The 25,952-nt window shown below is 52.1% G+C and carries 17 protein-coding genes and 1 tRNA gene; 12 read left to right on the forward strand and 6 right to left on the reverse strand.

Features of this window, described 5'->3' with window-relative positions; all coding sequences use genetic code 11:
* Nucleotides 1-67: 67 nt before the first annotated feature.
* Both speA and BUA40_RS03500 read right to left on the reverse strand, forming a co-directional pair.
* Complete coding sequence (gene speA, locus BUA40_RS03495; protein WP_072798424.1) at nucleotides 68-1,966, reverse strand: biosynthetic arginine decarboxylase; 1,899 nt, start codon at nucleotides 1,964-1,966, stop codon at nucleotides 68-70.
* 176 nt (nucleotides 1,967-2,142) lie between these two features.
* Entirely contained in the window at nucleotides 2,143-3,417 is a 1,275-nt protein-coding gene (locus BUA40_RS03500; RefSeq protein ID WP_072798426.1) for a saccharopine dehydrogenase family protein, read from the reverse strand.
* 161 nt (nucleotides 3,418-3,578) lie between these two features.
* Between BUA40_RS03500 and BUA40_RS03505 the strand changes: the two genes are divergently transcribed.
* The 5 genes from BUA40_RS03505 to trpS all read left to right on the forward strand — a co-directional run bounded on the left by BUA40_RS03505 (nucleotide 3,579) and on the right by trpS (nucleotide 7,580).
* Nucleotides 3,579-3,652, forward strand: a tRNA-Ile gene (locus BUA40_RS03505).
* A 51-nt stretch (nucleotides 3,653-3,703) separates the two neighbouring features.
* Complete coding sequence (locus tag BUA40_RS03510) at nucleotides 3,704-4,543, forward strand: type III pantothenate kinase (RefSeq protein ID WP_072798853.1); 840 nt, start codon at nucleotides 3,704-3,706, stop codon at nucleotides 4,541-4,543.
* Nucleotides 4,544-4,656: 113 nt separating this feature from the next.
* Entirely contained in the window at nucleotides 4,657-5,595 is a 939-nt protein-coding gene (locus tag BUA40_RS03515) for a GGDEF domain-containing protein (protein ID WP_178299524.1), read from the forward strand.
* Nucleotides 5,596-5,626: 31 nt separating this feature from the next.
* Nucleotides 5,627-6,568: a UDP-glucuronic acid decarboxylase family protein gene (locus BUA40_RS03520; protein ID WP_072798431.1), complete on the forward strand. Its 942-nt coding sequence runs from the start codon at nucleotides 5,627-5,629 to the stop codon at nucleotides 6,566-6,568.
* 16 nt (nucleotides 6,569-6,584) lie between these two features.
* The gene (trpS, locus tag BUA40_RS03525; protein ID WP_072798433.1) at nucleotides 6,585-7,580 is read left to right on the forward strand and encodes a tryptophan--tRNA ligase; all 996 of its coding nucleotides are present in this window, start codon (nucleotides 6,585-6,587) and stop codon (nucleotides 7,578-7,580) included.
* Here the strand turns inward: trpS and BUA40_RS03530 are convergent.
* Entirely contained in the window at nucleotides 7,577-9,370 is a 1,794-nt protein-coding gene (locus BUA40_RS03530; RefSeq protein WP_072798435.1) for an ATP-dependent nuclease, read from the reverse strand. The two genes, trpS and BUA40_RS03530, sit on opposite strands and share 4 nt — an antisense overlap.
* Before the next feature lie 203 nt (nucleotides 9,371-9,573).
* On the opposite strand from BUA40_RS03530, the gene BUA40_RS03535 reads away from it, so the two are divergent.
* Together BUA40_RS03535 and BUA40_RS03540 are read left to right on the forward strand one after the other, a co-directional pair.
* A complete protein-coding gene (locus BUA40_RS03535) occupies nucleotides 9,574-12,288 on the forward strand; it encodes a BamA/OMP85 family outer membrane protein (RefSeq protein WP_083585251.1) in 2,715 nt (904 codons plus the stop codon).
* A 9-nt stretch (nucleotides 12,289-12,297) separates the two neighbouring features.
* On the forward strand, nucleotides 12,298-12,813 hold the full coding sequence (locus BUA40_RS03540) for an OmpH/Skp family outer membrane protein (RefSeq protein ID WP_072798437.1): 516 nt from the start codon (nucleotides 12,298-12,300) through the stop codon (nucleotides 12,811-12,813).
* Nucleotides 12,814-12,908: 95 nt separating this feature from the next.
* On the opposite strand, the gene BUA40_RS03545 is transcribed toward BUA40_RS03540, so the two are convergent.
* A complete protein-coding gene (locus tag BUA40_RS03545) occupies nucleotides 12,909-14,081 on the reverse strand; it encodes a sugar transferase (protein WP_072798440.1) in 1,173 nt (390 codons plus the stop codon).
* Nucleotides 14,082-14,170: 89 nt separating this feature from the next.
* Here BUA40_RS03545 and BUA40_RS03550 point away from each other — a divergent pair, with 89 nt between their 5' ends.
* The 5 genes from BUA40_RS03550 (at nucleotide 14,171) to BUA40_RS03570 (ending at nucleotide 22,248) form a co-directional block, all read left to right on the forward strand.
* A complete protein-coding gene (locus BUA40_RS03550; RefSeq protein ID WP_072798442.1) occupies nucleotides 14,171-16,045 on the forward strand; it encodes an InlB B-repeat-containing protein in 1,875 nt (624 codons plus the stop codon).
* 47 nt (nucleotides 16,046-16,092) lie between these two features.
* Complete coding sequence (locus BUA40_RS03555; RefSeq protein WP_072798444.1) at nucleotides 16,093-17,382, forward strand: homoserine dehydrogenase; 1,290 nt, start codon at nucleotides 16,093-16,095, stop codon at nucleotides 17,380-17,382.
* A gap of 55 nt (nucleotides 17,383-17,437) precedes the next feature.
* Complete coding sequence (locus BUA40_RS03560; protein WP_072798447.1) at nucleotides 17,438-18,889, forward strand: sugar transferase; 1,452 nt, start codon at nucleotides 17,438-17,440, stop codon at nucleotides 18,887-18,889.
* Nucleotides 18,889-19,752 carry a carboxylating nicotinate-nucleotide diphosphorylase gene (gene nadC, locus BUA40_RS03565; protein ID WP_072798449.1) on the forward strand — a complete coding sequence of 288 codons (864 nt, stop codon included), beginning with the start codon at nucleotides 18,889-18,891 and terminating at the stop codon, nucleotides 19,750-19,752. Before BUA40_RS03560 ends, nadC begins: the two co-directional genes overlap by 1 nt.
* Nucleotides 19,753-19,926: 174 nt before the next feature.
* Nucleotides 19,927-22,248 (forward strand): NADP-dependent malic enzyme, encoded by a 2,322-nt coding sequence (locus tag BUA40_RS03570; RefSeq protein ID WP_072798451.1) that lies wholly within the window; start codon nucleotides 19,927-19,929, stop codon nucleotides 22,246-22,248.
* Here BUA40_RS03570 and BUA40_RS03575 read toward each other — a convergent pair.
* Nucleotides 22,187-23,002: a hypothetical protein gene (locus BUA40_RS03575; RefSeq protein WP_072798453.1), complete on the reverse strand. Its 816-nt coding sequence runs from the start codon at nucleotides 23,000-23,002 to the stop codon at nucleotides 22,187-22,189. The two genes, BUA40_RS03570 and BUA40_RS03575, sit on opposite strands and share 62 nt — an antisense overlap.
* Before the next feature lie 147 nt (nucleotides 23,003-23,149).
* Complete coding sequence (locus BUA40_RS03580; protein WP_072798455.1) at nucleotides 23,150-25,897, reverse strand: valine--tRNA ligase; 2,748 nt, start codon at nucleotides 25,895-25,897, stop codon at nucleotides 23,150-23,152.
* Between the last annotated feature and the right edge of the window lie 55 nt (nucleotides 25,898-25,952).

Here is a 25,952-nt window from a genome sequence, read left to right on the forward strand (position 1 = left end):
ACTTAGTCCGGATAAAAAAATGCCGGATTTGTCATCCGGCATTTTTGCTTTGTAAGAACGTTTTCGCTTATTCTAGATACGTGTAACCGTACAGGCCGCTACGATAGATATTCAGGTATTCCTTACCTTCTTGCAAGGTAATCTTACCTTCTTTCACTGAGCGCGACACCCAGTTTTCCATGGTGCGCACCAGGGCCTTGTCGCTGAAGTTCACGTAGTCGAGCACGTCTTCTACGGATTCACCGTCAATCACCTTGTCGATTTCGTAACCGCCCTTGTCGTTGCAAACGATATGGACGGCGTTGGTGTCGCCAAAGAGGTTGTGCAAGTCACCGAGGATTTCCTGGTAAGCGCCCACGAGGTAAACCGCGATGTAGTACGGTTCGTCCTTCTTGAGTTCATGCAACGGGAGCGTGCGGCTCACGTCGCCACCGCGAACGAACATGTCAATTTTACCGTCGGAGTCGCAAGTGACATCCTGCAACGTCGTTTCGACAGTCGGTTCTTCGTTCAGGCGCTGGATCGGCATCAGCGGGAAAACTTGGTCCACGCCCCAGCTGTCCGGCAGGCTCTGGAACAAACTGAAGTTGCAGAAGTACTTCTGGGCCAGCAGGCGCGGAAGTTCGCTGAGTTCATAAGGCGGATGGCGCAGGTCCTTGGCGAGCAAGTCGACCTTGCGCACGATGCTCCAGAACAGGCGTTCGCACATGGCGCGAGTGGGCAAGTCGTAGTCGCCGACCTTGAAACCATTGAGCACGTCGTCGTTCAGCTGAATGGCGTCGTGCCAGCTTTCGAGCAAGTTTTTCGGGGTCAGTCCCTTGTAAATGCCGTAAAGGTCCTTCAGTGCATCGGGAGCATTTTCGTCGATTTCGTGAATGTTCTCGTCGAAGAATGCCTGGCCGGCAGTTTCAAGAACATTGAACACCAGAATGGAATGGTGAGCCGCAAGTGCACGGCCCGATTCCGCGATAATATTCGGGTGAGAAACGCCGCCGTTTTCGCAAGCTTCGTACATGGCGTACACCACGTCGTTGGCGTATTCCTGAATGGAATAGTTCACCGAGCTAGCGTTAGAGCTGCGGGTGCCGTCGTAATCGACACCGAGACCGCCACCTACGTCCACGAATTCAAGGGCCATGCCCATCTTCTTAATTTGTACGTAGAACTGCGAAACTTCGCGAAGGCCGCTCTTGATGTGGCGAATGTTGGTAATCTGGCTACCCAGGTGGAAATGGATGAGCTTCATGCAGTCTTCCATTTTCTCTTCCTTGATGTAGTCCAGGGCTTCCAACAGTTCAGAACTGTTCAGGCCGAACTTGCTGTGGTATCCGCCGGATTCTTCCCACTTGCCGCTACCGGAGCTGGCGAGCTTGATGCGAATACCGATGTTCGGACGCACGCCGATGCGACGCGACAGTTCCACCACCAGGTGAAGCTCGTTCATCTTTTCGACGACGATGAAAATCTTCTTGCCCATCTTCTGTGCAAGGAGGGCGAGTTCGATAAAGTCTTCGTCCTTGTAGCCGTTGCAGATAATCAGCGAATCCGGATTATCCATGTTCGCAAGCACGGCGTGGAGTTCCGGCTTGGAGCCGGCTTCAAGACCGATGTTGAACTTCTTGCCGTGGCTCACGACTTCTTCGAGCACGGCACGCTGCTGGTTCACCTTGATCGGGAAGATGCTGTAATAGCTCCCGTTAAAGCCGTATTCCTTGCGGGACTTGTTAAAGCATTCGTTGATCTTCTCGATGCGGCTGTCCAGGATATCCGGGAAACGCAACAGCATCGGAGTAGAAACATCGCGGAGCGAAAGTTCTTGCACCAGTTCGTAAAGGTCAATGTCCGGACCGCCATCCTTGAGCGGATGTACCGTGGCATGGCCCTTTTCGTTGATGTCGAAGTAGTTTACGCCCCAACCCTTGACGTTGTACAAGTCGCGGGAATCGTCAATGCGCCATTTTTTCATGTTCAATCCTTCGGATTGTAGCTATGAGGTCGGGCTTCGCCCTTTGAGCTGTGAGCTCGGTCGCCCTTATGCTTCGCTTCAGGGCTCCCTTTGGGTTCAAGTTAGGCGCCAAAGGCGCGAGAAAAAAACTCATACCCCAAAGCGACCGTAGGTCGCGTGCTCATAGCTCACAACCTCTAGTCCACCAGCACCGGGTTAAAGTTTTCCTGCCAGGGGAGGCCGTACTTGGTGAGGGCTTCCATGAACGGATCCGGGTCGAATTCTTCGACGGTGTGCACGCCCGGCTTGTTCCACTTGCCGGTGAGCACCATCATGGCGCCGCACATAGCCGGAACGCCAGTCGTGTAGGCGATAGCCTGGCTGCCGAGTTCCTTGTAGCATTCCTGGTGGTCGCAGACGTTGTACAGGTAGTACGTCTTGTCCTTGCCGTCCTTCTTGCCCTTGAAAATGCAACCGATGTTGGTCTTACCGACGGTGCGGGGGCCGAGGCTTGCCGGATCCGGGAGCAGTGCCTTGAGGAACTGGATCGGAACGATGTCCTGACCCTGGAACTTGATCGGCTGGGTGCTGAGCATGCCCACGTCTTCGAGGCAACGCATGTGGTCGAGGTAGCTCTGACCGAACGTCATGAAGAAACGGATGCGCTTCACGCCCGGAATGTTCTGGGCGAGCGATTCGATTTCTTCGTGGTGCAACAGGTACATATCCTTCTGACCGACCTGGTCGAAGTTGTACACGCGCTTGATGCTCATGGCCGGGATTTCAACCCAGTGACCCTTGCCGTTAGCGTCGGTGTCCCAGTAGCTACCCGGAGCAGAGACTTCGCGAAGGTTGATTTCGGGGTTGAAGTTGGTGGCGAACTTGTAACCATGGTCGCCGCCGTTGCAGTCGAGAATGTCGATTTCTTCGATGGTGTCGAACTGGTGCTTCAGGGCATAGGCGCAGTATGCCTGGGAAACACCCGGGTCGAAACCAGAACCGAGCAGAGCCGTGAGACCGGCCTTTTCAAACTTTTCTTTGTATGCCCACTGCCAGCTATAGTCGAAGTAGGCGCTGAAACCCTGTTCCTTGCAGCGCTTGTCGTAGACCTTGCGCCATTCCGGATCGTCGATGTTTTCGGGTTCGTAGTTAGCCGTGTCCATATAGTTCACGCCGCATTCGAGGCAGGCGTCCATAATGGCCAAGTCCTGGTAGGGGAGAGCGATGTTCATCACCAGGTCGGGCTTGTATTCTTTAATAAGAGCAGAGACATTTTCGGCCTTGTCGGCGTCAACGGCTGCAGTCGTAATGACCGTCTTTGTATTCGGGCGGAGTTCCTGGGCCAGCTTTTCGCAGTTTTCGCGATGGCGGCTTGCGATACAGATTTCGCTAAAAACTTCGCTGCAGGTGCAGCACTTCTTGATAGCAACTGTGGCAACGGCGCCACAACCGATAATCAATGCTCTTGCCATTTTTTGTTTTTTCCTCATTTGTTGAGAGTTAATCCATCGGGATGGCGATCCCGGTAGAGTATGTTGATGCCGTAAATTTAGGAAATAAAAAAAAGATTCACTTTGAAAAAATCCCCAAATTGTATTTAAACGAAATTTTTTTTATTATATTTGGCTTGCACGGAGCTTTAGCTCAATTGGTTAGAGCAGCGGACTCATAACCCGCGGGTTCCGGGTTCAAGTCCCGGAGGCTCCACGAAAGTCCTTGGTTTTTCAAAACCAGGGACTTTTTTCTATCTTTTTTGACGTGAAAAAGAATTTGGAAAAGACTGAAACGATTTCTTTTGTGGTCGATGTGGGCAACTCCCACACGGTGATTGGAATTTTTAAGGATACCAAGGTTGTTGATTATTGGCGCTTGACTACCCGCAAGGAAACCACTTCCGACGAGGTGATGAACAAGGTGGGTGGTCTCTTGAGGTTTTCCAAGATTAAGTCGGAAGAGATTACCCATGTGGGCCTTTCTACGGTGGTGCCCGCCTTGGAACGCCCCTGGATCAAGGCTCTGGATTCCTTGCTTAAAAAGCGCGTGCAGGTGGTGAATTCCAAAAACTGCATGGGCTTGCAGATCAATTACCAGAACCCGTCTATGGCCGGTGCCGACCGCTTGTGCAATGTAGTTGCCATGCGCGAGGCTGGCTTCAAGAATGCGATTGTCGTGGATATGGGGACCGCAACCACTTTTGACGTCATGAAGGATGGCGCCTTTGCAGGTGGCGTGATTATTCCCGGCATTAACGCAAGCTTGGATGCCTTGACGGAAAAGGCCGCACGCCTTTTGCCCGTGACTATTGAATGGCCCGATGCTGTAGTGGCAGACAATACCGATGACGCTATCCGTGCAGGTCTTCTGTACGGGTTCCTGGCACAGCTGGAGTTCCTAATCGGAAAAATCAAGAAGGAAATGGGTTGTGATGACATGCCTGTTTATGCAACCGGTGGTTGGGGAAAAACCATCGCTCGCAGGACCTCCTTGATTGACAAGTACGATCCGTTCTTGACTCTGCGAGGAATACGCCTAGTAGCGTTGAACGGAACGGCGACTTCGGCTTACGGCGAGGAATCGCGGGACGCCGAGGAAGAATAATTTTTCTCAAGTAAGAAGGGGAAAGACATATGCCAAAAAAGATTCTCGAAAATCTTTCGGAGAATCGGACCTTAATCTTTTTGATTATGTGTCTGTGCGTTCACATTTTTAATGTGTTCCTGTTTTGGACGTTTGGGCTTTTCCCGTTGGTGGTTCTGAATGCCATTAGTTCTGTGTTATACGTTGCTTTCTTGACAATTTTTAAGGATGAAAATCTCAGAATTTCCTTTGCCTACTTCGAAATCATTTTTTTCTCTGCCATGACGGAATTGATTTCTGGCGGCCATTTTGGTACCTTGACTTTTGTTATTGGCATGGAGGCGGTGATTTTCTTTATGCTGCCTTATTCCAACAGGAAAAAACACATATATCAGCTTATTGGTGCTGTGCTTGCGGTTGCAATTAGCTTGATTTCCGTTTTTAATTATTCCCTTTATCCAGAACTGATGGATTTGGTTCTGCATCACAGCTCTTTTGTGAAAGTCTTGAACTTGATCATTACGCTGTTCTCGCTGTTCTATTTGACCAACCTTTATTTGGTGGAACTGAGAACCACTCGCGAAAAGTTGGACTACAACAGTAATCATGACGTGTTGACCGGCCTCTATAACCGTCGATTCTTTGAAGGCATCATGAAACGTAGCAAAGAGGAAAAAGAAACCTCTTACTCCGTGGCTATGTTGGATGTGGATGACTTCAAGAAAATTAACGATACATACGGCCATGAAACGGGTGACAGAGTCCTTGCGGCGGTAAGTAAATGTATTGAAGCTAGCCTGCCCGAAAATGCGGTTGCGGTTCGTTGGGGCGGTGAAGAATTTGTGTTGTACTTACCGCAAGTGGATAGTGCTCAGACTTTGGATGTTTTGAACGATTTCCGAGCCAAGCTTTCGAAGCAGGAGATTTATCACAAGGGAAATCGTGTTGTCATTACGGCGACGATCGGCCTTTGCACGGGTGAAAGTATTGCTGACTACGAGGAATACATCCGTCAAGCAGACGAAAAGCTGTATTGGGGCAAGCAGCACGGCAAGAACCAGATCGTTAAATAGCTATATTATGCTCATATAATTGGAGCTTAATATGCGTTGTCTAGTTACTGGTGGAGCTGGGTTTTTGGGAAGCCACTTGTGTGAACGTCTTTTGAACGACGGACACGAGGTGATTTGCCTTGACAACTACTTTACGGGTCGTTTGATGAATGTCGACCACCTGCGCGACAATCATCGCTTCGAACTGATCCGCCACGATGTGACAGAACCGATTCTGTTGGAAGTGGACCGCATCTTTAACTTGGCATGCCCCGCAAGCCCCATCCATTACCAGTTTAATCCGGTAAAGACCATCAAGACTAGCGTGATGGGTGCCATCAATATGCTTGGCATGGCCAAGCGCGTAAAAGCACGCATCTTGCAGGCAAGCACCAGCGAAGTCTATGGCGATCCGGCCGTGCATCCGCAGACCGAAGACTATTGGGGAAACGTGAACCCGATCGGCATCCGTAGCTGCTACGACGAAGGCAAACGCGTCGCCGAAACCCTGTTCATGGATTACCACCGCCAGAACAATGTGGATATCCGCATCGTGCGAATTTTTAACACCTACGGCCCGCGCATGCTCATGAACGATGGCCGCGTCGTCAGTAACTTTATTGTGCAGGCGCTCAAGGGCGAAGACATCACCATTTACGGTGACGGTAGCCAGACCCGTAGCTTCTGCTATGTAGACGACTTGATCGAAGGCTTTATCCGCATGATGAACCAGGACAAGATTATTGGACCGGTCAACATCGGAAATCCTGGCGAATTTACGATGCTGGAACTTGCCAAAGAAGTGCTCGAACTCACGAGTTCCAAAAGCAAGATCGTGTACAAGCCGCTTCCGGGTGATGACCCCAAAATGCGCCGTCCGAACATCGACCTTGCAAAATCCGCTCTCGGCTGGGAGCCGACGATTCCCTTGCGTCAGGGCCTCGAAAAGACGATTGTGTATTTCGACAAGCTTTTAAAAGACAATAAACAATAAACCCTAAAATCGTTCCATGAAAAAAATTTCACTCACGGGCATCAAGCCCACCGGCACTCCTCACTTGGGTAACTACTTGGGCGCAATCCGCCCGGCTCTTGAACTTTCGAAGACCTACGATACGGTTTACTTCATTGCCGACTACCATGCTCTTACTACGGTGCAGAACGGCGCCGAAATGCGTGCCAACATCTACAAGATTGCGGCAACCTGGCTTGCACTCGGCTTGAACCCCGAAGAGGGCCTGTTCTACAAGCAGAGCGACATTCCTGAAATTTTTGAACTTAGCTGGGCACTCAGCTGCTTTACGCCGAAGGGATTCATGAACCGCGCCCACGCCTACAAGGACAAGGTGGCGAAGAACGAAGCCGCCGGCGAAGATCCGGATGCCAACGTGAACATGGGTCTTTACTGCTACCCGTGCTTGATGGATGCCGACATTTTGATGTTCAGCGCAGACATCGTGCCGGTCGGCAAGGACCAGAAACAGCACGTGGAATTCGCCCGCGATATCGCCATTAAGTTCAACAAGCATTTTGGCGAAGACGTATTCACCATTCCGGAACCGGTATTCCAGGAAACCACCGGTATCATTCCGGGTCTCGACGGCCGCAAGATGAGTAAGTCTTACGACAACGTCATCGATATCTTCCTCGAAAGCAAGGCTCTCAAGAAGAAAATCGGCAAGATCGTGACGAACTCCCAGGGCATCGAAGAACCCAAGGATCCGGATACTTGCAACGTGTTCAAGCTGTACAAGCTGTTTGCAACTCCGGAGCAGACCGAAGCTTTGGCCGCCCGCTACCGCGCCGGAGGCATGGGCTGGGGCCACGCCAAGCAGGAACTGCAGAATGTTCTCGAAGAACACCTCGGTGCCGCCCGCGAAAAGTACTTCTACCTGCTCGACCATACCGAAGAAATCGACAAGATTCTTGCCTACGGTAAGGAAAAGGCTCGCGTGAAGTCTAAGGCGATGATGGAGAAGGTCCGCTCGCTGCTCGGTACTTATTAATTCCCGCGGCTACCTTCAATAATCCATCTACACAACTCCTCGATGCTATCGTAATCGGGGAGTGTTTTTATAAAGTTCGGCGATTTGCTGCGCTCGATGAACTTGCTCCAGGTCTGTTCGTTCTTGGCTTCGAGACCTAAATGTTCTTCGATGGCGCCGCGTGTCCACACCCAAATGCCTTGGTTGCGGAGCTTGGCGTGAATGCTGCGAATGGGCTGTTGCGCTTCTTCCATTTCGGCCATCATGGCGTAGGCGGTAGAGGCGCTAATGTTGCTGTGCTTGTTGACGGGGAGTCCGTTCACCAGGCGCAGGTGATTGTGGAAGGCAAGTTCGCGGAACAGGTCGCGGCAGTACTTGATGTCGGGATCGTTCGCCTCCAGGAATCCGTCGCGGGTCGCAGTCGTAAAGGCGTAATCCAAATCCACGATAGCGCGCACGGGCATATCCATAGCGTCGAGCACCTGCATACTCTTGCGGGTGTTGCTCACGCCGCCTTGGCGAACGAGCGCGCATTTAATGAGGGCGAAGGACTGCCCGGTAATACGTTCGAAAAGCGCCGGAAGCACGCGCCATTCGGTCTTTCCTTCGGTCAAAAGTACGTAGTCGGCAAACAATAGTTCGTTGCTGTTACTGAGGCTGAACAGCATCTGCAACTGGCTCGGAGCGTCTTGCACCACCTGGTGCACGGCGTCTTCCATTCGCTTGCGCATATAAGTGCCGCGCTCTTTGTTCTTGCGAATGAGTAGCGAGGTGCTGACGTCTTCGCTGGTAACCATCTGGGCGCTGTGGGTGGCGAATACCACCTGGTAGCCTTCATTCGAAAGGTTCTTGAGGGCGACACGCACGAGTTCCACTGCTTGCGGGTGCAAGTAAAGTTCCGGCGAATCAATCAGTAACAGCGTGCGGCTCAGGTAATGGTTGTGGTGGTGCTTCTTGACATCGGCCAGGTAACGCACCAAGGCCATTTGAATCGCACGTTTGCTTCCTTCGCCCATGCAGCTGATGTCTCGTTCGAAACCGTCATCTTCGTCGATGACTTTGAGGCTTGCGCTCTTGAGGAACGTTTCAAGAGTCGGCATGGGAATGTCGAATTCGACTTTAACGCTCGGGAACAGCGGCGAAAGTTTTTCGTTGACTTCACGGTCAAAGATGCTAATTTCTGCGGCGCGGTTTTCGCTGTCCGGCGAAAGCAAGTCTGCGAATTTGTTCAAAAGCGTATTGATTTCGTTGCCGAATCGGCGTTCGAGCGGCTTGAAAATTTCGTGCAGAAGCTTGGTGAACGCCTGGTTCCCTTCAAAATCCCAAATGGCAATCGATTCGGGGAACATGCGGTGATAGGCGAACTTGAACGCTTCATTGGGGCGAACCCATTCGCGCTTGTCGCCCTTGCGGTGATTGCTCGGCACGAACACGAAAAGTTCGAGACTTTCCGGGTTTTCGTTAGGGATGCGCTGCACCTTTTTGACGCGCAGGCGGCCAGGGCCTTGCGGCGTGTTCTGCAAAAAAGGTCTCACTTCGGCGGCGTATTCTTCGCCTAGGCGGTTCAGCACCTGCTCTGTAATGCCGTCGAAAACACCGATGACTTCAACGGAGCTGTTCGGGTCGTCAAAGTACGAAATGTCCAGCGAAAATTTGGACAAAAGCCAGCGAATGCCCATCAAAATGTTCGTTTTACCGGCGTTATTGTAGCCGATAAGTGCAGTAAAGCTACTGAGCGGAAACGTCTGCCTCTGAATTGAACGCAGATTCGAAATAGTAATCTCAGATAATCTCAGTGCTTGCTGTGTCATACCCTGAATGTATATAAAAAGTGTGGGGTGCGAACACTAAAAATGCCGTTTTTTTACTTTTTGACAAGTTTTGCGCGGGTCTACCGCTTGTAACTTTTGTATTTTTGTCCCGAATTTTGTTTATAGGTAGGTTTATTCTGCGCTTTCGCTGGCTGTTTTTATTTGCTGTGTTTGTAGGGCTTGCTCAGGCCCAGCTTTTGGACATGTCCGAAATGTCCGAGAGCTATATGGTCGAAAATAAGATCCATAAGGTCAAGGTCGAAGGAACCGTCCACATGGACGATCGCGCTGTCCTTAGCCGTATCGGTATTCGCGATGGTCAAAGCTATTCTCCGACGGCGCTGACCGAAAAGGTGCAGTCCTCGGTGACCTCCCTTTACAAGTCCGGTCTTTTTGACGATGTGACCGCCTGGATTGACTACGTGGGCGATGGCACCGATGTCGACCTCATTTTCAAGATTAAAGAACTTCCTGCTTTGGATACGGCCGTGTTCGAAGGCTGCGACGAAGAATCCGAAGAAGACTTGAAGCTGAAGGTTCGCTTGATTCCGGGCCAGGTCTACAGCAAGAGCCAGCTGGAACGCGACCGTCAGGCTATTTTGGATTACTACCACGCCGAAGGTTACCTGCTTGCCGAAGTGGGCTACCGCGAAACTCCGGTGGACGAAAACAAGAACTTGGTGACCTTCATTGTCCGCGAAGGCGAAAAGGTCAAGGTTCGCCAGTTTGATATTCAAGGAAACGACCACGTTCCTGCCGAAGACATCATGGAACACATGGTGACCAAGCTGGACCAGTGGTGGGGTGGCGGCGAATTCAAGGAAAACATCTTTGAAGCCGACCGCGACACGGTGTTGAATGCCATTCGCCATTTTGGCTATCTGGATGCCGAACTGACGGAATACAGCGCCGAATACTTGCCGGACTCCACCTGCCTGTTCTATATGGGCCGCATGGTTCCGATGGGTGAAAACCTGGAAGTCCTTTACAAGCAGTTGAACCTCGCTTTGGGCGACTCCGCAACGCCGCTTTACAAGATGGCGGGTAAGCCCACGATGCAGGTGACGCACTTCTTCCGCAACCACCGCGAAGTGGGTGCAATGCCTTGGGTGACTAGACCTAAGGTCACGGTCAAGACCGAAGAAGATGCCTGGAAGATGTTGAACGACATTATCCGCTACGAAACCTCCCGTAAGGAATTCCTGGATATCGTCGATGGCCGCAAGTGGAACAACCCGAAAATCAACGATCTCCGCAAGATTAAGAAGCGTTCTACTTATGAAGAAAAGCTCATGGTCCGTTACATGATCGAAGACATGTTCCCGGCCCTCAACAAGTACGACAACATCAAGACCTCCAGCGCCATCTTGATTCATATCCACATGAACGAAGGCCGCCGGTACTACATGGGCTCGCTGCACTTCTCGGGCAACGAAGTCCTGAACGACAAGATGCTTGCCTACGCTTACCGCCTGGATAGTGGCGAAGTCTTTGACCAGTATAAGTATGACGCTTCTCGCAAGGCCCTTCTGGATGCCTACCGCGAAGACGGTTACCTGTTTGCTCAGTACGAAGAAACCCGTACGTTCGAAAACGATTCGATTGTGAACCTGTCTTACCGCATGACCGAAGGCCTGCCCGCCCAGATTCATAAGGTTCATATCCACGGTAACACCAAGACGAACGAAAAGGTGATTCGCCGCGAAGTGCGTCTGTATCCGGGTGACACCTACCGCCAGTCTGCCCTGGAACGTAGCTTCCGTGAAATTATGCAGCTGAACTACTTCGACATGGTCGTGCCCGACATCAAGGTGGTGGGCGAACAGGAAGTCGACCTCGACTTTACCGTTCAAGAAAAGGAAGCCGGTACCGGTCAGTTCAGCTTGGGCGTTTCTTATAGCGAAAGTGACGGCATCGTGGGTACGGCAAGCGTGTCTATCCCGAACTGCTGTATGGGTGACGGCCAGGCCGCATCGTTCAGTGTGGAATACGGTGAAGACAAGAAGAGCGCTGCCATCAGCTTCCAGGAACCCTGGTTTATGGACAAGCCGATTACCTTGGGTGCAAGCCTCAGCTACTCTTGGTGGAACATGTCCAAGTATGACGACCCCGACATTACCCGTTACGGTGGATCCGTTTACCTGGGTAAGCGCCTCAAGTGGCCCGATGACTACTTCTACGGACAGATCGGTTACAGCTGGCTCATGAACAAGCAGGGCCCGAATATCGACGACAGCTACGTGGTTTACACCGGTGTGGAATCGGCTTTGAACTTCCGCCTGTTGCGTGACGACAAGAACCTGCCGCAGTTCCCGACCGAAGGCTCCCGCTACGTGCTCGATATTCAGTGGGCTGACGACGCCTTGTTCAGTGACTTTAACTTCGTGAAGACGGAACTTACGATTAAGTGGTGGTTCCCGCTGTTCCGCGACCGCTTGGCAATCGCACTTACCAACCAGTACGGCGTGATTGTGGGTGACCAGTTGCAGTACCGTACCCTTTACACCATGGGTGGCGTGATGGGTTACGAAGGCATGATGCGTGGTTACAGCTCGGGCTCTATCGGTTACCGCCGCTTGGGCCGCAGCTACCAGTACACCGGTGCTGAACTTCAGCTCGGCCTTGTGCCGCAGACATTCTACCTGTTGCCGTTCTTCTTTGATGCCGGTAACGTGTTCGGTGAACGCTACAACCCGCGTACCAAGGTGCCGAAGCCGAGCAGGAACCCGCTCAGCGAATGGGATCCGACCAGTCTCAAGAAGGATATCGGTTTCGGTTTCCGCGTGATTGTGCCGATGCTCGGTATTATCGGATTCGACTTTGCTTGGCCGCTTGATGTGGGTGAAACTTATAGTGGTTTGCAGCGTACCGAAGTGGGCGACATGCAGTTCAACTTTGTTATCGGTCAAGGATTCTAAGGAGGCTCTATGCTTAAGCGTCTGCTGATCGTTTTGGTTCTCGCATTTGCGACGGTCTCGTTTGCCGAAGACGGCCTGCGCATTGCGCATGTGGACTCCAAGCTGATTTTTGACGGCTACAAGGGTACCAAGAAAGCCCAGGAAGAATACGACCGTCAGGTGGCTAAGTGGGAACAGCAAGGCAACTTGCTGCAGAAGGAACTCGCTGCCATCAAGGAAAAGTTGGACAAGCAGGTGCTCATGCTCAGCGACGAAAAGAAGCGCGAGCTCGAAGCCGAGTACAACAAGAAAGATATGGAACTCAAGAGCTTTATCGACCGCGTGTACGGTCGTAAGGGCGAACTGATTTCTGAAAACGAAAAGGTGAGCGGACCGATCATTCAGCTGATCCGCAAGGCCATCAATGAAATCGCCCTGCAGGAAGGCTACGACATGGTGGTTGACCGTGCAACGGGCGCCGTGGTGTTCTGGAAGAAAGAAAATGACCTGACTCAGAAAGTTCTGGATTACCTGAACAATCGATAGTTTTCGAAAAGTCTGAAAAATTTAAAACCTCGCTCATCGCGAGGTTTTCTTTTTTCTCAAGCCTCACTCCTCAGAGCGCAGCGACCTCATCGCTATTAGTAAGCGCCTTCGCCCTTGAACACGACCTTGAAGGTCTTGAGGATGAGCGAGACGTCGTCGCTCAGCTTGCCGTTGCGTTTGATGTAGTCGTTGTCCAAACGCATCTGGCCTTCGAAGCTGATGTTGCTGCGGCCGCTGACCTGCCAAATGCAGGTGAGACCTGGCGTCACGGAAAGACGCATGCGGTGCCAGGGCTCGTATTCCGCCACTTCAGACGGAATCGGCGGACGCGGACCGACAATGGACATGTCGCCCTTGAGAATGTTGAAGAACTGCGGCAGTTCGTCGAGGCTGAACTTGCGGAGCACGTGACCGAACGGATAGATACGCGGGTCGTTCTTCATCTTGAAGGTCTTGCCGCCCGTTTCGTTCTGGGCCAGGAGTTCTTTTTTGCGCTCTTCGGCATCCACATACATGCTGCGGAACTTGTACATGGTGAATAGCTTGCCGTTCTTGCCTACGCGGGTCTGCTTGAAAATGATGGGACCCTTGGGGTCGCTGAGCTTGACGGCGGCGGCGCAGAACAGGAGCAGGGGAGAGCAGAGCACGATCGCAATGCTGGTACAGGTCACGTCTACAAAACGCTTGACCATGTGGCGGTAGCGAATGGTGTGCGGGTGTTCCCAGATATGGTCGAGGTTCAGGCGGCAAAGCGAGAAAAATCGGCCGTTTGCGCTGTTGAAATCCTTAATCTTTTCTTCGAGTTCCAGGTTTTCTTTTTCCTGGAGGCCGGTATAGATGTAGGCTTCGAAGATAGGCTTCTTGGGGTTGATGCGGAGCGTCTGGATCAGGCCTGCATCGTTCAGCTTGTGCAGAATCTCTTTGCGAATCGATTCCAGCACCGAGAGGTCGGAATTCAGCAAGATAATGCCGAGACCGCTGCCGTCGGAAAGGTAGCCTAAAACATCAATGAAGCGTAAATGCGAAAACATCGTCAAGATGCTGATTCGCCAGGTGTTTTCGACGGTCTTGTTCGGGCTGCCCCAACCAAAGAAGTCGTACTGGTGCGAATACATCTTGATGTACAGGAATGGCTTGCGGGTGCGGTTCGCCCTCATGAATTCTTCGTTCAAACGCGTTCTAAAGAGCTTTGTCGGGTAGACAATGTTCTTTAGCTTTTGCTCGTCGAGAATTGAGCCGATTGCCGGATTGACCGATTCCTGTTCCATGGCGCTAAATATAGTTACTTGTAACTGCTTAGGCAAAGTTGAACTTTCAATTATTGTATCTTTCTAATCGGAATTAAAGAGGAGATTTTATGAAATTCACGATTTCAATTTTTACGGGAGTTATTTTTACAGCCTTGTCTGCAAATGCGGCGACTATTACTTCAAAAATACCAGCTTTGTCGGACAGTTGTTATCAGATTTCAGATGCCGCCGAACTTTACGGATTTGCAGACATTGTGAATGGTACAGGAGAGGGTGACCCTCAAGGGAACGTGTGTGGAAAACTGACTCAGGATATCGTGGTGAATGAATCTGTGCTAAATTCCGAAGGCGAATTGAATTCGCAAAAGGATTTTGTCCCGTGGGTTCCGATGAAAGATTTTTCGGGAAAGTTTGATGGGAACAACCATGTTATATATGGATTGTATTTTAATGGCAACGGTGACAAAAGTGTGGGCTTATTTGAAAATGCGTCAGGCTTTCAAATATTAAACCTCGGTCTTGAAGACTTTTATTTCGCGGGAAAAGAAAATGTGGGCGCCTTTGTTGGCTTTGTAAACGATTATTCGAAAAACCAAATGGAAATAACGAATTCCTATGCCGCAGGCTTGGTTGAGGGTGAATCTGGCGTAGGAGGCTTTATTGGAAGCGCAACATGGCATAAGGGATCGCTGTATATATCGAACAGTTACAACCTGTCTATGGTGAAAGGTTTGTACGAAGTGGGGGGATTCATTGGGAGTAAATATGAAGACGATGTCTATATAATAAAATCCTATAATTCAGGGGTGGTTTCCGGTAAGGAGGCTGTTGGTGGATTTGTTGGTTGGGCAAGTAAGGGCGTTCTCGGGGTTTACCAAAGCTATAATGCCGGAAAAGTTGTCGGACAGATGTATGTTGGCGGCTTATTAGGCAAAGCGACTTCTTTCGAATACGCTCTTTTCAAAAATGTCTACAACAAGGGTGCCGTAGAAGGTGGCTCGAGTGTTGGTGGGCTTGTTGGTTATGGAGAAGGCGCAGACCTTATTGGTGGTGGCGTTACTATTGCTAATGCGTATAATGCTGTGCATGTTTCCTACGATGCAGATTCTTCACTAAAAGCAGGAACTATTCTCGGGTATGGATATGGTGACGGCGATATCAGATTTGAAAATTGTTTTTTTGTGGAGCAAGAGGATATTCTTGTTGCTAATGTGTCGGATACAACTAACAAGGTAATAGAAGATGTTCTAGGTGTTACCGAAGAACGTTTAATGGGTGGAGTTATTGCTGGTTATTTACGAGGCTGGATTGAAACTTACCGTAACGGTTCTTATGTGGAAAATGGCGCCGATGGTCTCGTATGGGCCGAAGACCCTGCTGGCCAGGTGCTCCCGCATTTTGATTGGAGTAACACGAAACACTATGTATTTTTCGTTTTAGATGAAGGCGGCAAAATCGAAAAAGGTCATGAGCTGAAGTATTATGAAGAAGGTGTGGCGACAGCGCTTCCCGATGCACAATTCGTGACTCGCGAAGGGTTCTATTTTGCGGGTTGGTATGATAACAGGCAATTTTTGGGGAATGCTGTCACTTCGGTGAGCCCCAAAGCGACTGGTACACAGATCTTTTATGCCAAGTGGACTACACCCCCAGTTTCGAGCTCTAGCGAAGAATCCTCTTCGAGCGTATCTAGCAGTTCTTCTGATGCGTCAAGCTCCTCTGAGACGCCGAGCTCGAGTAGCGAACAGACTACTTCCTTTGAGCGAATGCCGTTGCCGCAGTTTAGCGTGAGCGTTGTAAATCGCACCTTGCAGGTGGCAGGAGCCCGTGCGGGCGACAGGTATGTATTGTTCGATATGCAGGGCAATGTGGTGCTCCGTGGAACCGCAAATAGCGCGAATTTCAGCATCGCGGTGCCTGTTTCGGGGAATTATGTGCTTCGAATCGGGAATGGAAGCCGCAAGGTGTCTGTGAGATTCTAGCCAAAATTCTATATTTGCCCCGTAAAAATTTAAAATGGAGACGCCTTATGTTGCGTATTGGTCTTATTGGTACTGGAACCGTCGGTGGCGGTGTTATCCAGATTCTGGAACAGAAGATTGCCGAATACAAGGAAAAACTCGGTGTTGAATTGGAATTGGCTTGCATTTGCGCCAAGTCCGAAGAAGAAGTTGCCCCGTACAAGGCAAAGGGCTACAAGGTTTCGACCAACGCCGACGAAATGATTGCCGGTAACGATATCGATGTGCTCGTGGAGCTCGCCGGTGGCTACAACATGCCGCGCAAGTGGATCCTCGCTGCCCTCGAAAGCGGCAAGCACGTGGTGACTGCCAACAAGGCTCTCCTCGCCAAGTACGGCCACGAAATTTTCCCGCTTGCAGCCAAGAACGGTCTGCATGTGCTGTTCGAAGCAGCCGTGGGCGGTGGCATTCCTATCATCCGTAGCCTGCAGGAAGGCTTGCTCGGCTCTACGGTGGAACACCTGAGCTGCATCATTAACGGTACTTGTAACTACATCCTCAGCCGCATGGCCGACGAAGGCCTGGACTTCGACGTGGTTCTGAAGGATGCCCAGAAGCTCGGCTTTGCCGAAGCTGACCCGACCTTCGATATCGAAGGTATCGACTCCGCTCATAAGACTGCCTTGCTCGCTAGCCTCTGCAGCGGCCACCGCGTGGACTTCGAAAAGATTCACGTGACGGGTATTTCCAAGATTACCGCCCAGGATATCGCATTCGCCAAGGAACTTGGCTGCTGCGTGAAGCTCCTCGGCATCTATCACCGCGACGGTGACCGCGTGGACGCCCGTGTCCATCCGTGCTTCGTTTCTAACGAAAACCTGCTCTCTAACGTGAACGGCGTAATCAACGCTGTGTACCTCAAGTGCGACAACCTGGGCGAAACCGTTCAGACTGGCGCCGGTGCAGGCCGTTTGCCGACTGCTTCTGCTGTCGTAGCCGACCTCGTTTCCTTGGCCCGCTCTGTGGATCAGGGTAAGCGTAAGGCACTCCCGATGGGCTGGTTCAACGTCGACAACTCTGCAACGCTCGTTCCTATTTCGGAAACTTCGGCCCGCTACTACCTGCGCTTCACCTCTCGTGACGCTTGCGGTGTGCTCGCCAAGATTACCAGCATCCTCGCCGAAAACAACATCTCTATCGAAACCATTATCCAGAAGAACGTGAACGACCCGGGTAAGGTTTCTATCGTGGTGATTACCGAAAAGACTCAGGATTGCAAGACCTCTAAGGCTGTGGACGCTATCGACGCCCTGCCCGAAATTGTCGAAAAGAGCCAGGTGATCCGTTTCCTCGCCTAAAAACAGCGAAAAACGGAAAATCTGAAACTTTGCAATTTGGTAATTTAGGGTTGTTATGATTCGCGCCGCTACATTGGAACGCATTCTCGTTATCCTTTCGGATTTCGTGGCGTTATCGATTTGTTTTGTTCTCGCCTTCTGGGTGCAGTTCCACAGTGGCTGGATTGCCGACAAATATGACCCGAGTAAAGTGTTTACGGATTATGCCCACATGGGACTTGTCCTGAATGTGGGCTGGATTCTGCTCTTTATTTGTGCAGGCCTTTACCGCTCCTGGTTGCTCATGTCGAGAACGCACCAGACCTTGCGCGTGTTGCGTGCTGTGCTTATCGGCATCGTGATTATTATCGCTATGCTGTTTGGTGCGGAATTTATCGGCAAGATCATGGTGAACGAACCGCTCAACCAGGGTTACCTGTACGGTTCCCGTTTCCCGTGGATTTTTATTTATGGCGGCTTTGCGCTGTTCCTGGTGATTCTCTTTAGAATGCTTATTTACCGCTGCCTGCGCAGGCTCTTGAGCCTTGGCTTTGGCGCGAATAACATTCTGGTGCTGGGTGCAACTGAAGCGGGCAAGAAAATTGCCGAAGCGCTTGCGAAGACTCCTGAACGCGGTCAGCGCGTGGTGGGCTTTGTCGATGAACGTTACCAGGTCATGGAACATGAATTTGCGAATGTGCCGGTGCTTGGTAAGTATGCAGACTTGGCTTCGCTCATTAAAAAGTACAAGGTGACGGGTATCATTATTGCGCACGAAAGTTCTTCGCCGCAAGAAATCATGCGCGTGCTTGTGTGGGTGTGTGACCAACCGGTTCACATTTATCTGGTTCCCGAACTTTACAGCGTGATTCATGGTCAGTTCAAGGCTAACCTGGTTTATGGCTTTGAACTTCAGGAACTGTTTGCCTTTACCATGCCGCTTTGGCAGCTGCGTGTGAAGCGCGCGATTGACATTCTGTTTGGCGCCTTCCTCGGCATGATTTCTTTCCCGGTTTGCGTGCTCGCCGCTATTGCGATTAAGCTTGAAGACCATGGCCCGGTGTTCTATTCCCAGGAACGCATTGGCTTGTACGGCAAGCCGTTTACGGTTTACAAGTTCCGTACCATGCGTACCGATGCCGAAAAGTTCGGTGCCCAGTGGGCTACTAAAGACGACCCCCGCATTACCAAGGTGGGCAAGTTCTTGCGCAAGACCCGTATCGATGAACTTCCGCAAATTTTGTGTGTGCTTAAAGGTGACATGAGCATGGTGGGACCGCGTCCGGAACGTGCCGTGTTCATCAGCAAGCTTCGCGAAGAAATTCCGTTCTATATTAGCCGCCTGAAAATGAAGCCGGGTCTGACCGGTTGGGCTCAGGTGTGCCACCATTACGATACCAGCACCGAAGACGTGAAAATCAAGCTGCAGTACGATATGTATTACTTTGAAAACATGAGTTTGCTTCTTGACTTCCAGATCTTGGTGCGCACTGTTTATGTTGTTCTAACCGGTAAGGGAGCGCAGTAATGTACGGCGACAATTCGACTCCGATTTTTCCGACTGAAGATGCTTTGACCATGATCCGTCTGGCTTTGGCCGAAGACGTTCGCACGGGTGACGTGACGAGCGAATGGACGATCCCTGCCGACCAGAAGCAACATGCTCGTTTGATTGCCAAGGAAGATGGTGTGCTTGCAGGCCTTCCGGTGATTGAACTTGTGTTTCAGGAACTCAAGGCAAATGTGAAGGTGACTCTCCATAAGAAAGACGGCGATGTCGTGAAGAAGGGTGACCTGATTGCCGAAATGGACGGTACGACGCACGAACTCTTGACGGGCGAACGCACGCTTTTGAATTTTATCCAGCAGCTTTCCGGTGTGGCAACGGTTGCCCATACTTTCCAGGAAGCTTTGAAGGCTGGTAAAACTAAAGTTCTCGATACCCGCAAGACGGTTCCCGGTTTCCGCACTTTGCAGAAGTACGCCGTTCGCGTGGGTGGCGGTTCTAACCATCGCATGGGCCTCTTTGACATGGTGCTCGTGAAGGACAACCACATTGCTGCCGCAGGTGGCGTTCTCCAGGCTCTCGAAGTCGTGAAGAAGAACAACAAGCAGAACTTGATGGTCGAAATGGAAGTCGAAAATTTTGACCAGCTGCGCGCTCTCCTGAACAAGGGTGTCGACGTCATCATGCTTGACAACATGAGCAACGAAATGATGGCCGAAGCCTTGAAGATTATCAAGGAAAGTGGCGACAAGTGCCTGGTCGAAGGTTCCGGCAACATGACGCTCGAACGTGCCAAGGAAATCGCGACGCTCGGCCTCGACTATATTTCGGTCGGTGCCCTTACACATAGTGTAAAGGCTCTCGACATTTCGATGAGAATATAGACCGTTCGCGCCAATGGCCTAAAAAGGGCGTTTAGGCTCCCTTTGGACGGCAAAAAAATACTTCTTTCTTAAATGGGTACAAAAATCTTTACAGTACCCTTTCTTTTTTCTATTTTTGCGCCCGAAAATTGAACTTTCGCGGCTTTAGATGCTGGCGAAAATAAGGAGAAAAGAATGAGCAAGGATTTAAAAGAAAAAGCTCTTGAATACCACGCCATGGGCAAGCCCGGCAAAATTGAAATCGTGCCGACCAAGCCGCATAGCACGCAGACCGACTTGGGTCTTGCTTACACTCCGGGTGTAGCTGTTCCTTGCTTGGAAATCGAAAAGGATAACAACCTCGCTTACGAATACACCGGCAAGGGTAACCTCGTTGCTGTGATCAGTAACGGTACCGCAGTGCTCGGCCTTGGCGACATTGGCGCCCTCGCTGGTAAGCCGGTGATGGAAGGTAAGGCACTCCTCTTCAAGATTTACGCTGGTATTGATGTGTTCGACATCGAAATCAACGAAAAGGATCCGAAGAAGTTTATCGAAATCGTGAAGGGTATCGCCCCGACGTTCGGCGGCATCAACCTCGAAGACATCAAGGCTCCGGAATGTTTCGAAATCGAAGATACCTTGAAGGCTGAACTTGATATCCCCGTGATGCACGATGACCAGCACGGTACGGCTATCATTTCTTCTGCAGGCCTCTTGAACGCAATCGAAGTGGCTGGCAAGAGCATTCGCAATGTGAAGATGGTTGTGAACGGTGCCGGCGCCGCCGCCTGTGCTTGTACTCGCTTGTATTTGTCGCTCGGTCTCAAGAAAGAAAATCTTGTGATGTGCGACAGTAAGGGTGTCATTCGCAAGGACCGCAAGGGCCTTACCGAAGCGAAGGCTTTCTTTGCGACCGACCGCACCGATATCGAGACGCTTGCCGATGCTATGAAGGGCGCCGATGTGTTCGTCGGCCTCTCCAAGGCTAACGTTCTGACTCGCGAAATGGTCCGCAGCATGGCCGACCAGCCGATTGTTTTCGCGCTCGCCAACCCGAACCCCGAAATCAGCTACGAAGAAGCCATGGCAAGCCGTGGCGACCTGATTTTTGCAACGGGCCGCAGCGACTATCCGAACCAGGTGAACAACGTTATCGGTTTCCCGTACATTTTCCGCGGGGCCCTCGACGTTCGCGCTACTTGCATCAATGAACACATGAAGCACGCTGCCGTGCGCGCCATTGCAGCCCTTGCCCACAAGCCGGTTCCGGATGTGGTGAACATTGCTTACAACTCCCAGCGCTTTACCTTCGGTAAGGAATACTTGATTCCGAAGCCGCTGGATCCGCGCCTGTTGACCGACGTGTCTATCGCTGTGGCCAAGGCCGCTATCGAAAGTGGCGTGGCCCGCAAGCCGATTACCGATTGGGACGCCTACTACGACCGTCTGCGCGACATGATGGGTTACGACAACAAGCTTATCCGTCAGTTCAGCGATACGGCTCGCAGCAACCCGAAGCGCGTGGTGTTTGCCGAAAGCAACCTCAACATGCTCAAGGCTGCAGTGCAGGCCAAGACCGAAGGCGTTGCACACCCGATTCTGCTCGGCAACCCCGAACGTATTCAGATTATCGCTCAGCGCGAACAGCTCGACCTTACGGGCATCAAGATTGTGAACCCGCGTTCTCCGGAAGAATTCGAACGCCGTCGCAAGTATGCTGAAATCTACGCCGAAGAAAACGGCCGTAACGGTGTGACGCTCGATGAAGCCCGCGATGACATGTTTGAACCGAACCACTTCGGTATGATGATGGTGAAGGTCGGCGATGCAGACGCCCTTATTTCTGGTGGTTACTCCAAGTATTCCGAAACGATTGAACTCGCCAAGGAAATCATCGGTATCCGCGAAGAATACAAGCACTTCGGCGCTATGCACATTTTGAGCACTCGCAAGGGTACGTTCTTCCTGGCCGATACGCTGGTGAACCGCGACCCCGATGCAGAAACCCTCGTGGATATCGTCAAGCTCACTCACGACGCCGTGCGCTTCTTCGCTCACGAACCGGTGATGGCGATGCTCAGCTACGCCAACTTCGGTTCTGACAAGGGTGCTCCGCGCGGAACGTCCAACACCGCCCGCGAAGCCGTGCGCTTGATTCACGAACAGTATCCGGATTACGTGATCGACGGCGAAATGCAGGTGAACGTGGCCCTGGATAAGGATCTGCGCGACACCAAGTACCCGTTCAACAAGATCAAGGGCCAGACAGTCAATACGCTCATCTTCCCGTGCCTCTCTTCTGCAAATACCACTTGCAAGATGCTCCTCGAAATGGGCGTGGGCGAATCTATCGGTCCTGTGCAGATGGGCTTGAACAAGCCGGTGCACTTCACCGACTCCGACGCCTCTGTTCACGACATCTTCAACCTAACGGTGGCTGCTGTGATCGACGCTATCGTTCAGGAAAAGAAGGACGAAGAAAAGAGCCGCAAAAAGTTCGACAAGATGTGGTAGCACGCTGCCCGTTGACTTTGAAAGCCTTGTCCGGAGAACCGGATGAGGCTTTTTGTTTTGCCGATAGTAATGCTCTAGTTTGTTTTAAACTTGTCGGAGCCGCAGGGAACTTGAGGTCCGGGCAAGTATTCAGCGTATCGAGAAGGATGGTAAATTCTCCTGCAACGGCCGCATATGCGAGCGGAACATCGACTATGTCGATATCCTCTCCTCCGTTCCTTCTTCTCTTCTCGGGCGGGTTGAATTCGCAGCCGGTGTAACCGAATTCCTTGCTATAATATTTCTGGCACAATTCAAACACGTGCGTCACGAGGGAATCCGCCTGTTCGGCAGTACCCTTGAAAACTCCGGCCTTCTGCAAGCGTGGAAATTCGTCCTTGTACACATCTTTGTGCTTCACAGTGAAAAGCGAGTCTGTGCGTGTGCTCTCGTCATCGGAGTAGGTGACTCGAGCTACCTTGACCACCTTCTCGGTGACAATCACGATCATGGTGGAGTCCAGTTCGGACCTGTAGACCCATGCTGTATCGGTGCCGGAGGCGTTCTTGACTGTGGGCTCGCGCAGGCTCATCTTGGAAAGGTCCAAGTAGTCGCCTTCGAACAGGTAGAGGGCTGTCGCTGGGTAGCCCAGGTAGATGTCGGTGCTGCCTCCCGTGCCCTGATGGTGGGTGACGTTGCATTCCGCCGCCTGTAGGGTTGCTGTGCCGATGCCTGCGGCGAATACGCCCGCACATAGAAATTTTGTGAAATTCATACTCTTTTCTCCTTTTAGTCCATCTTAAGAAGATAGTAAAAAAGGGGAGTGATTTAAGGAATGCGCAAAAACGAGTGATTTGAGTCAACGAAAAATGAAAAGAGGTGCCCGCATGGGGCACCTCTTTAAATTGGATTGTCGCTGCGACTACTTCAGTTCTTTAAGAGCCGCTTCGTTCTTCGCGATAATGTCTTGCTGCGTTGCGAGCTTGGTTCTTTCAGCATTGACGACGGCTTCGGGGGCGCCGCTGACGAACTTCTGGTTCGAAAGCTTCTTCTCGATGCTGGCGGCGAATGCCTTGGCCTTTTCGATTTCCTTTTCGAGGCGGGCGATTTCTGCAGCCGGGTCGAGGATACCTTCCAGCGGGATGTAGAGTTCGCCGCCGGGCACCACGGCGCTGGCGCTGAACTTCGGCTTGGCTGCCTTCACGGCGACACTCAGGTCAGAAAGGCCCGAGAGTTCGGTGATGATTGCCATGCAGTCCTTCACGCTGGCTTCCGTTGCAGCATCGTCGACGCTCACCACGGCGCTGAGCTTGGTAGCGGGGCTCACGTTGTAGCGGCCACGCACGCCACGCACGCTTTCCACCACGGCAAATGCCTGGTCGAATGCGGCTTCGATCTTCGCGTCGATGAGCGATTCGTCGGCCTTGGGCCATGCGCGGCTGATGACCATTTCGCTGCCCTGGAACAGGATGCTGTTGAGTTCTTCGGTAATGAACGGCATCACCGGGTGCAACAGGTCGAGCACGTTCTTCAGCACGTAGCTGAGGATAGCCATGGCGTTCTTCTTTTCGGCGGTGAGCGTTTCGCTGTTGATCACGGCCTTCTTGATTTCAAGGTAGCTGGAGCATACGTCGTCCCACACGAAGCGGTACAGGAACCCGGCGAGTTCGGCGAAGTGGTATTCTTCGAGCATGCGGGTGGCGTCCTTGATGGTCGTCTGCAGGCGGCTAAGAATCCACTTGTCTTCGAGGGCGAACAAGCTCTTGTCCATCGGGAGCTCGGCGGCCAAAGCGCCGGCCTGTTCGAGTTGCGGGTAAAGGAAGCGGCAGGCGTTCCACAGCTTGTTGCTGAAGTTACGGCCGATTTCGAACTTTTCGCTGGTGTTGATTTCGCGGCCATCCGGCTGCTTTTCCTTCTTCACCGGCAGACGCACGTCCTGGTTGTCAGTGCAGAGGCTTGCCATCACAAAGCGCAGGGCGTCGGTACCGTACTTCTCTTCGATATCCATCGGGTCCACGCCGTTGCCCTTGGACTTGCTCATGGTCTGGCCATTGCCGTCCAAAATCTTCGGGTGGATGTACACCGTGTGGAACGGAGCCGTACCCATGTTTTCCTGGCTGAAGAGCACCATGCGGGCGACCCACAGCGTAATGATGTCGCGGCTCGTCACGAGCACGCTGGTGGGGTAGTAGCGCTTGAGCGTGTCGGTGTTTTCCGGCCAGCCCATCGTGGAGTGCGGCCACAAGCCACTGGAGAACCACGTGTCGAGCACGTCTTCTTCCTGCTTGAGTACGCGACCCGGAACTGCGTCTTCCTTCAGGTCTTCTTCCTGGCTACACACGAGGTAGCCGCCGTTTTCGGCCTTGTAGAAGTAGATGTCGTCGCGGCCAGCAAATGCGGCCTTCAATTCGTCTTCGCTAGCGTCGGTGTGCCAGATAGGAATGCGGTGGCCCCACCAGAGCTGACGGCTGATGCACCAGTCGCGCTTTTCGGCGAGCCAGTCGAGATACTTGTTGGCGTAACGTTCGGGGATAATCTTGATTTCGCCCGACTTCACTGCGTTCATCGCGTTTTCGGCGAGCACGTCCATCTTCACGAACCACTGGTCGCTGAGGTACGGCTCGATCACAGTCTTGGAACGGTCAGAGTGACCCACGTCCATTTCGTGGTCTTCCACCTTGATCAAAAGTCCGAGTTCTTCGAGACCAGCCACCACGGCGTCGCGTGCGGCCTGGCCCTTAAGGCCCTGGAACTTGCCGGCGTTCTCGTTCAAGCTACCGTCATCGTTCATGATGTTAATCATCGGGAGCTTGTGGCGAAGACCCGTCGCATAGTCGTTCGGGTCATGAGCCGGAGTCACCTTCACGGAACCCGTACCGAAGTCCTTGTCCACCAAGATAGCATCGGCAATCACCGGAATTTCGCGGTCAACGAACGGCACCTTCAGCATCTTGCCGATGAACTGCGCATAGCGTTCGTCGTTCGGGTGCACGGCGAGGGCGGTATCGCCCATGATCGTTTCCGGACGGGTCGTAGAAACGGGGATGAATCCCGAACCGTCGGCCAGAGGATACTTGAATGTCCAGAAGTGGCCCTTCACGTGTTCGTAGTAGATTTCGTCGTCGGCAACGGCGGTCTGAAGCTTGGTATCCCAGTTCACCAGGCGCTTGCCACGGTAAATCAGGCCCTTCTTGAACAGGTTGAAGAAGGCGTGACGCACGGCCTTTGCGCAAACCGGGTCCAACGTAAAGCGCTGGCGGCTCCAGTCGCAGCTAACGCCGAGGCTCTTGAGCTGCTTCGTAATGCGGGCTTCGTATTCGTCCTTCCACTTCCAAATGCGTTCCACCAGGGCGTCGCGGCCAATGTCGTGGCGGGTCTTGTGTTCGTCCTGGAAAAGACGCTTTTCGACGACTGCCTGCGTGGCGATACCGGCATGGTCCGTACCCGGAATCCACAGCGTGTCGCGGCCCGTCTTGCGGCGATAGCGTACCAAAATGTCCTGGAGCGTATCGTTCAGCGCATGTCCCAAATGGAGTGCGCCGGTAACGTTCGGGGGCGGAATCACGACCGAGAACGGTTCGCCCTTTCCGCTGGGTGCAAAACTGTTATTCTCTGCCCAGGTCTTATGCCACCGGGCTTCCACATCTTTAGAATTGTAACGAGTTTCCATAGTGGGCACAAATTTAGAAAAAAGGAGGCCTCAGGGAGGTCTCCATGGTTGTAAA

The sequence above is a fragment of the Fibrobacter sp. UWT2 genome, from assembly GCF_900142545.1.
Classification (GTDB): Bacteria; Fibrobacterota; Fibrobacteria; order Fibrobacterales; family Fibrobacteraceae; genus Fibrobacter.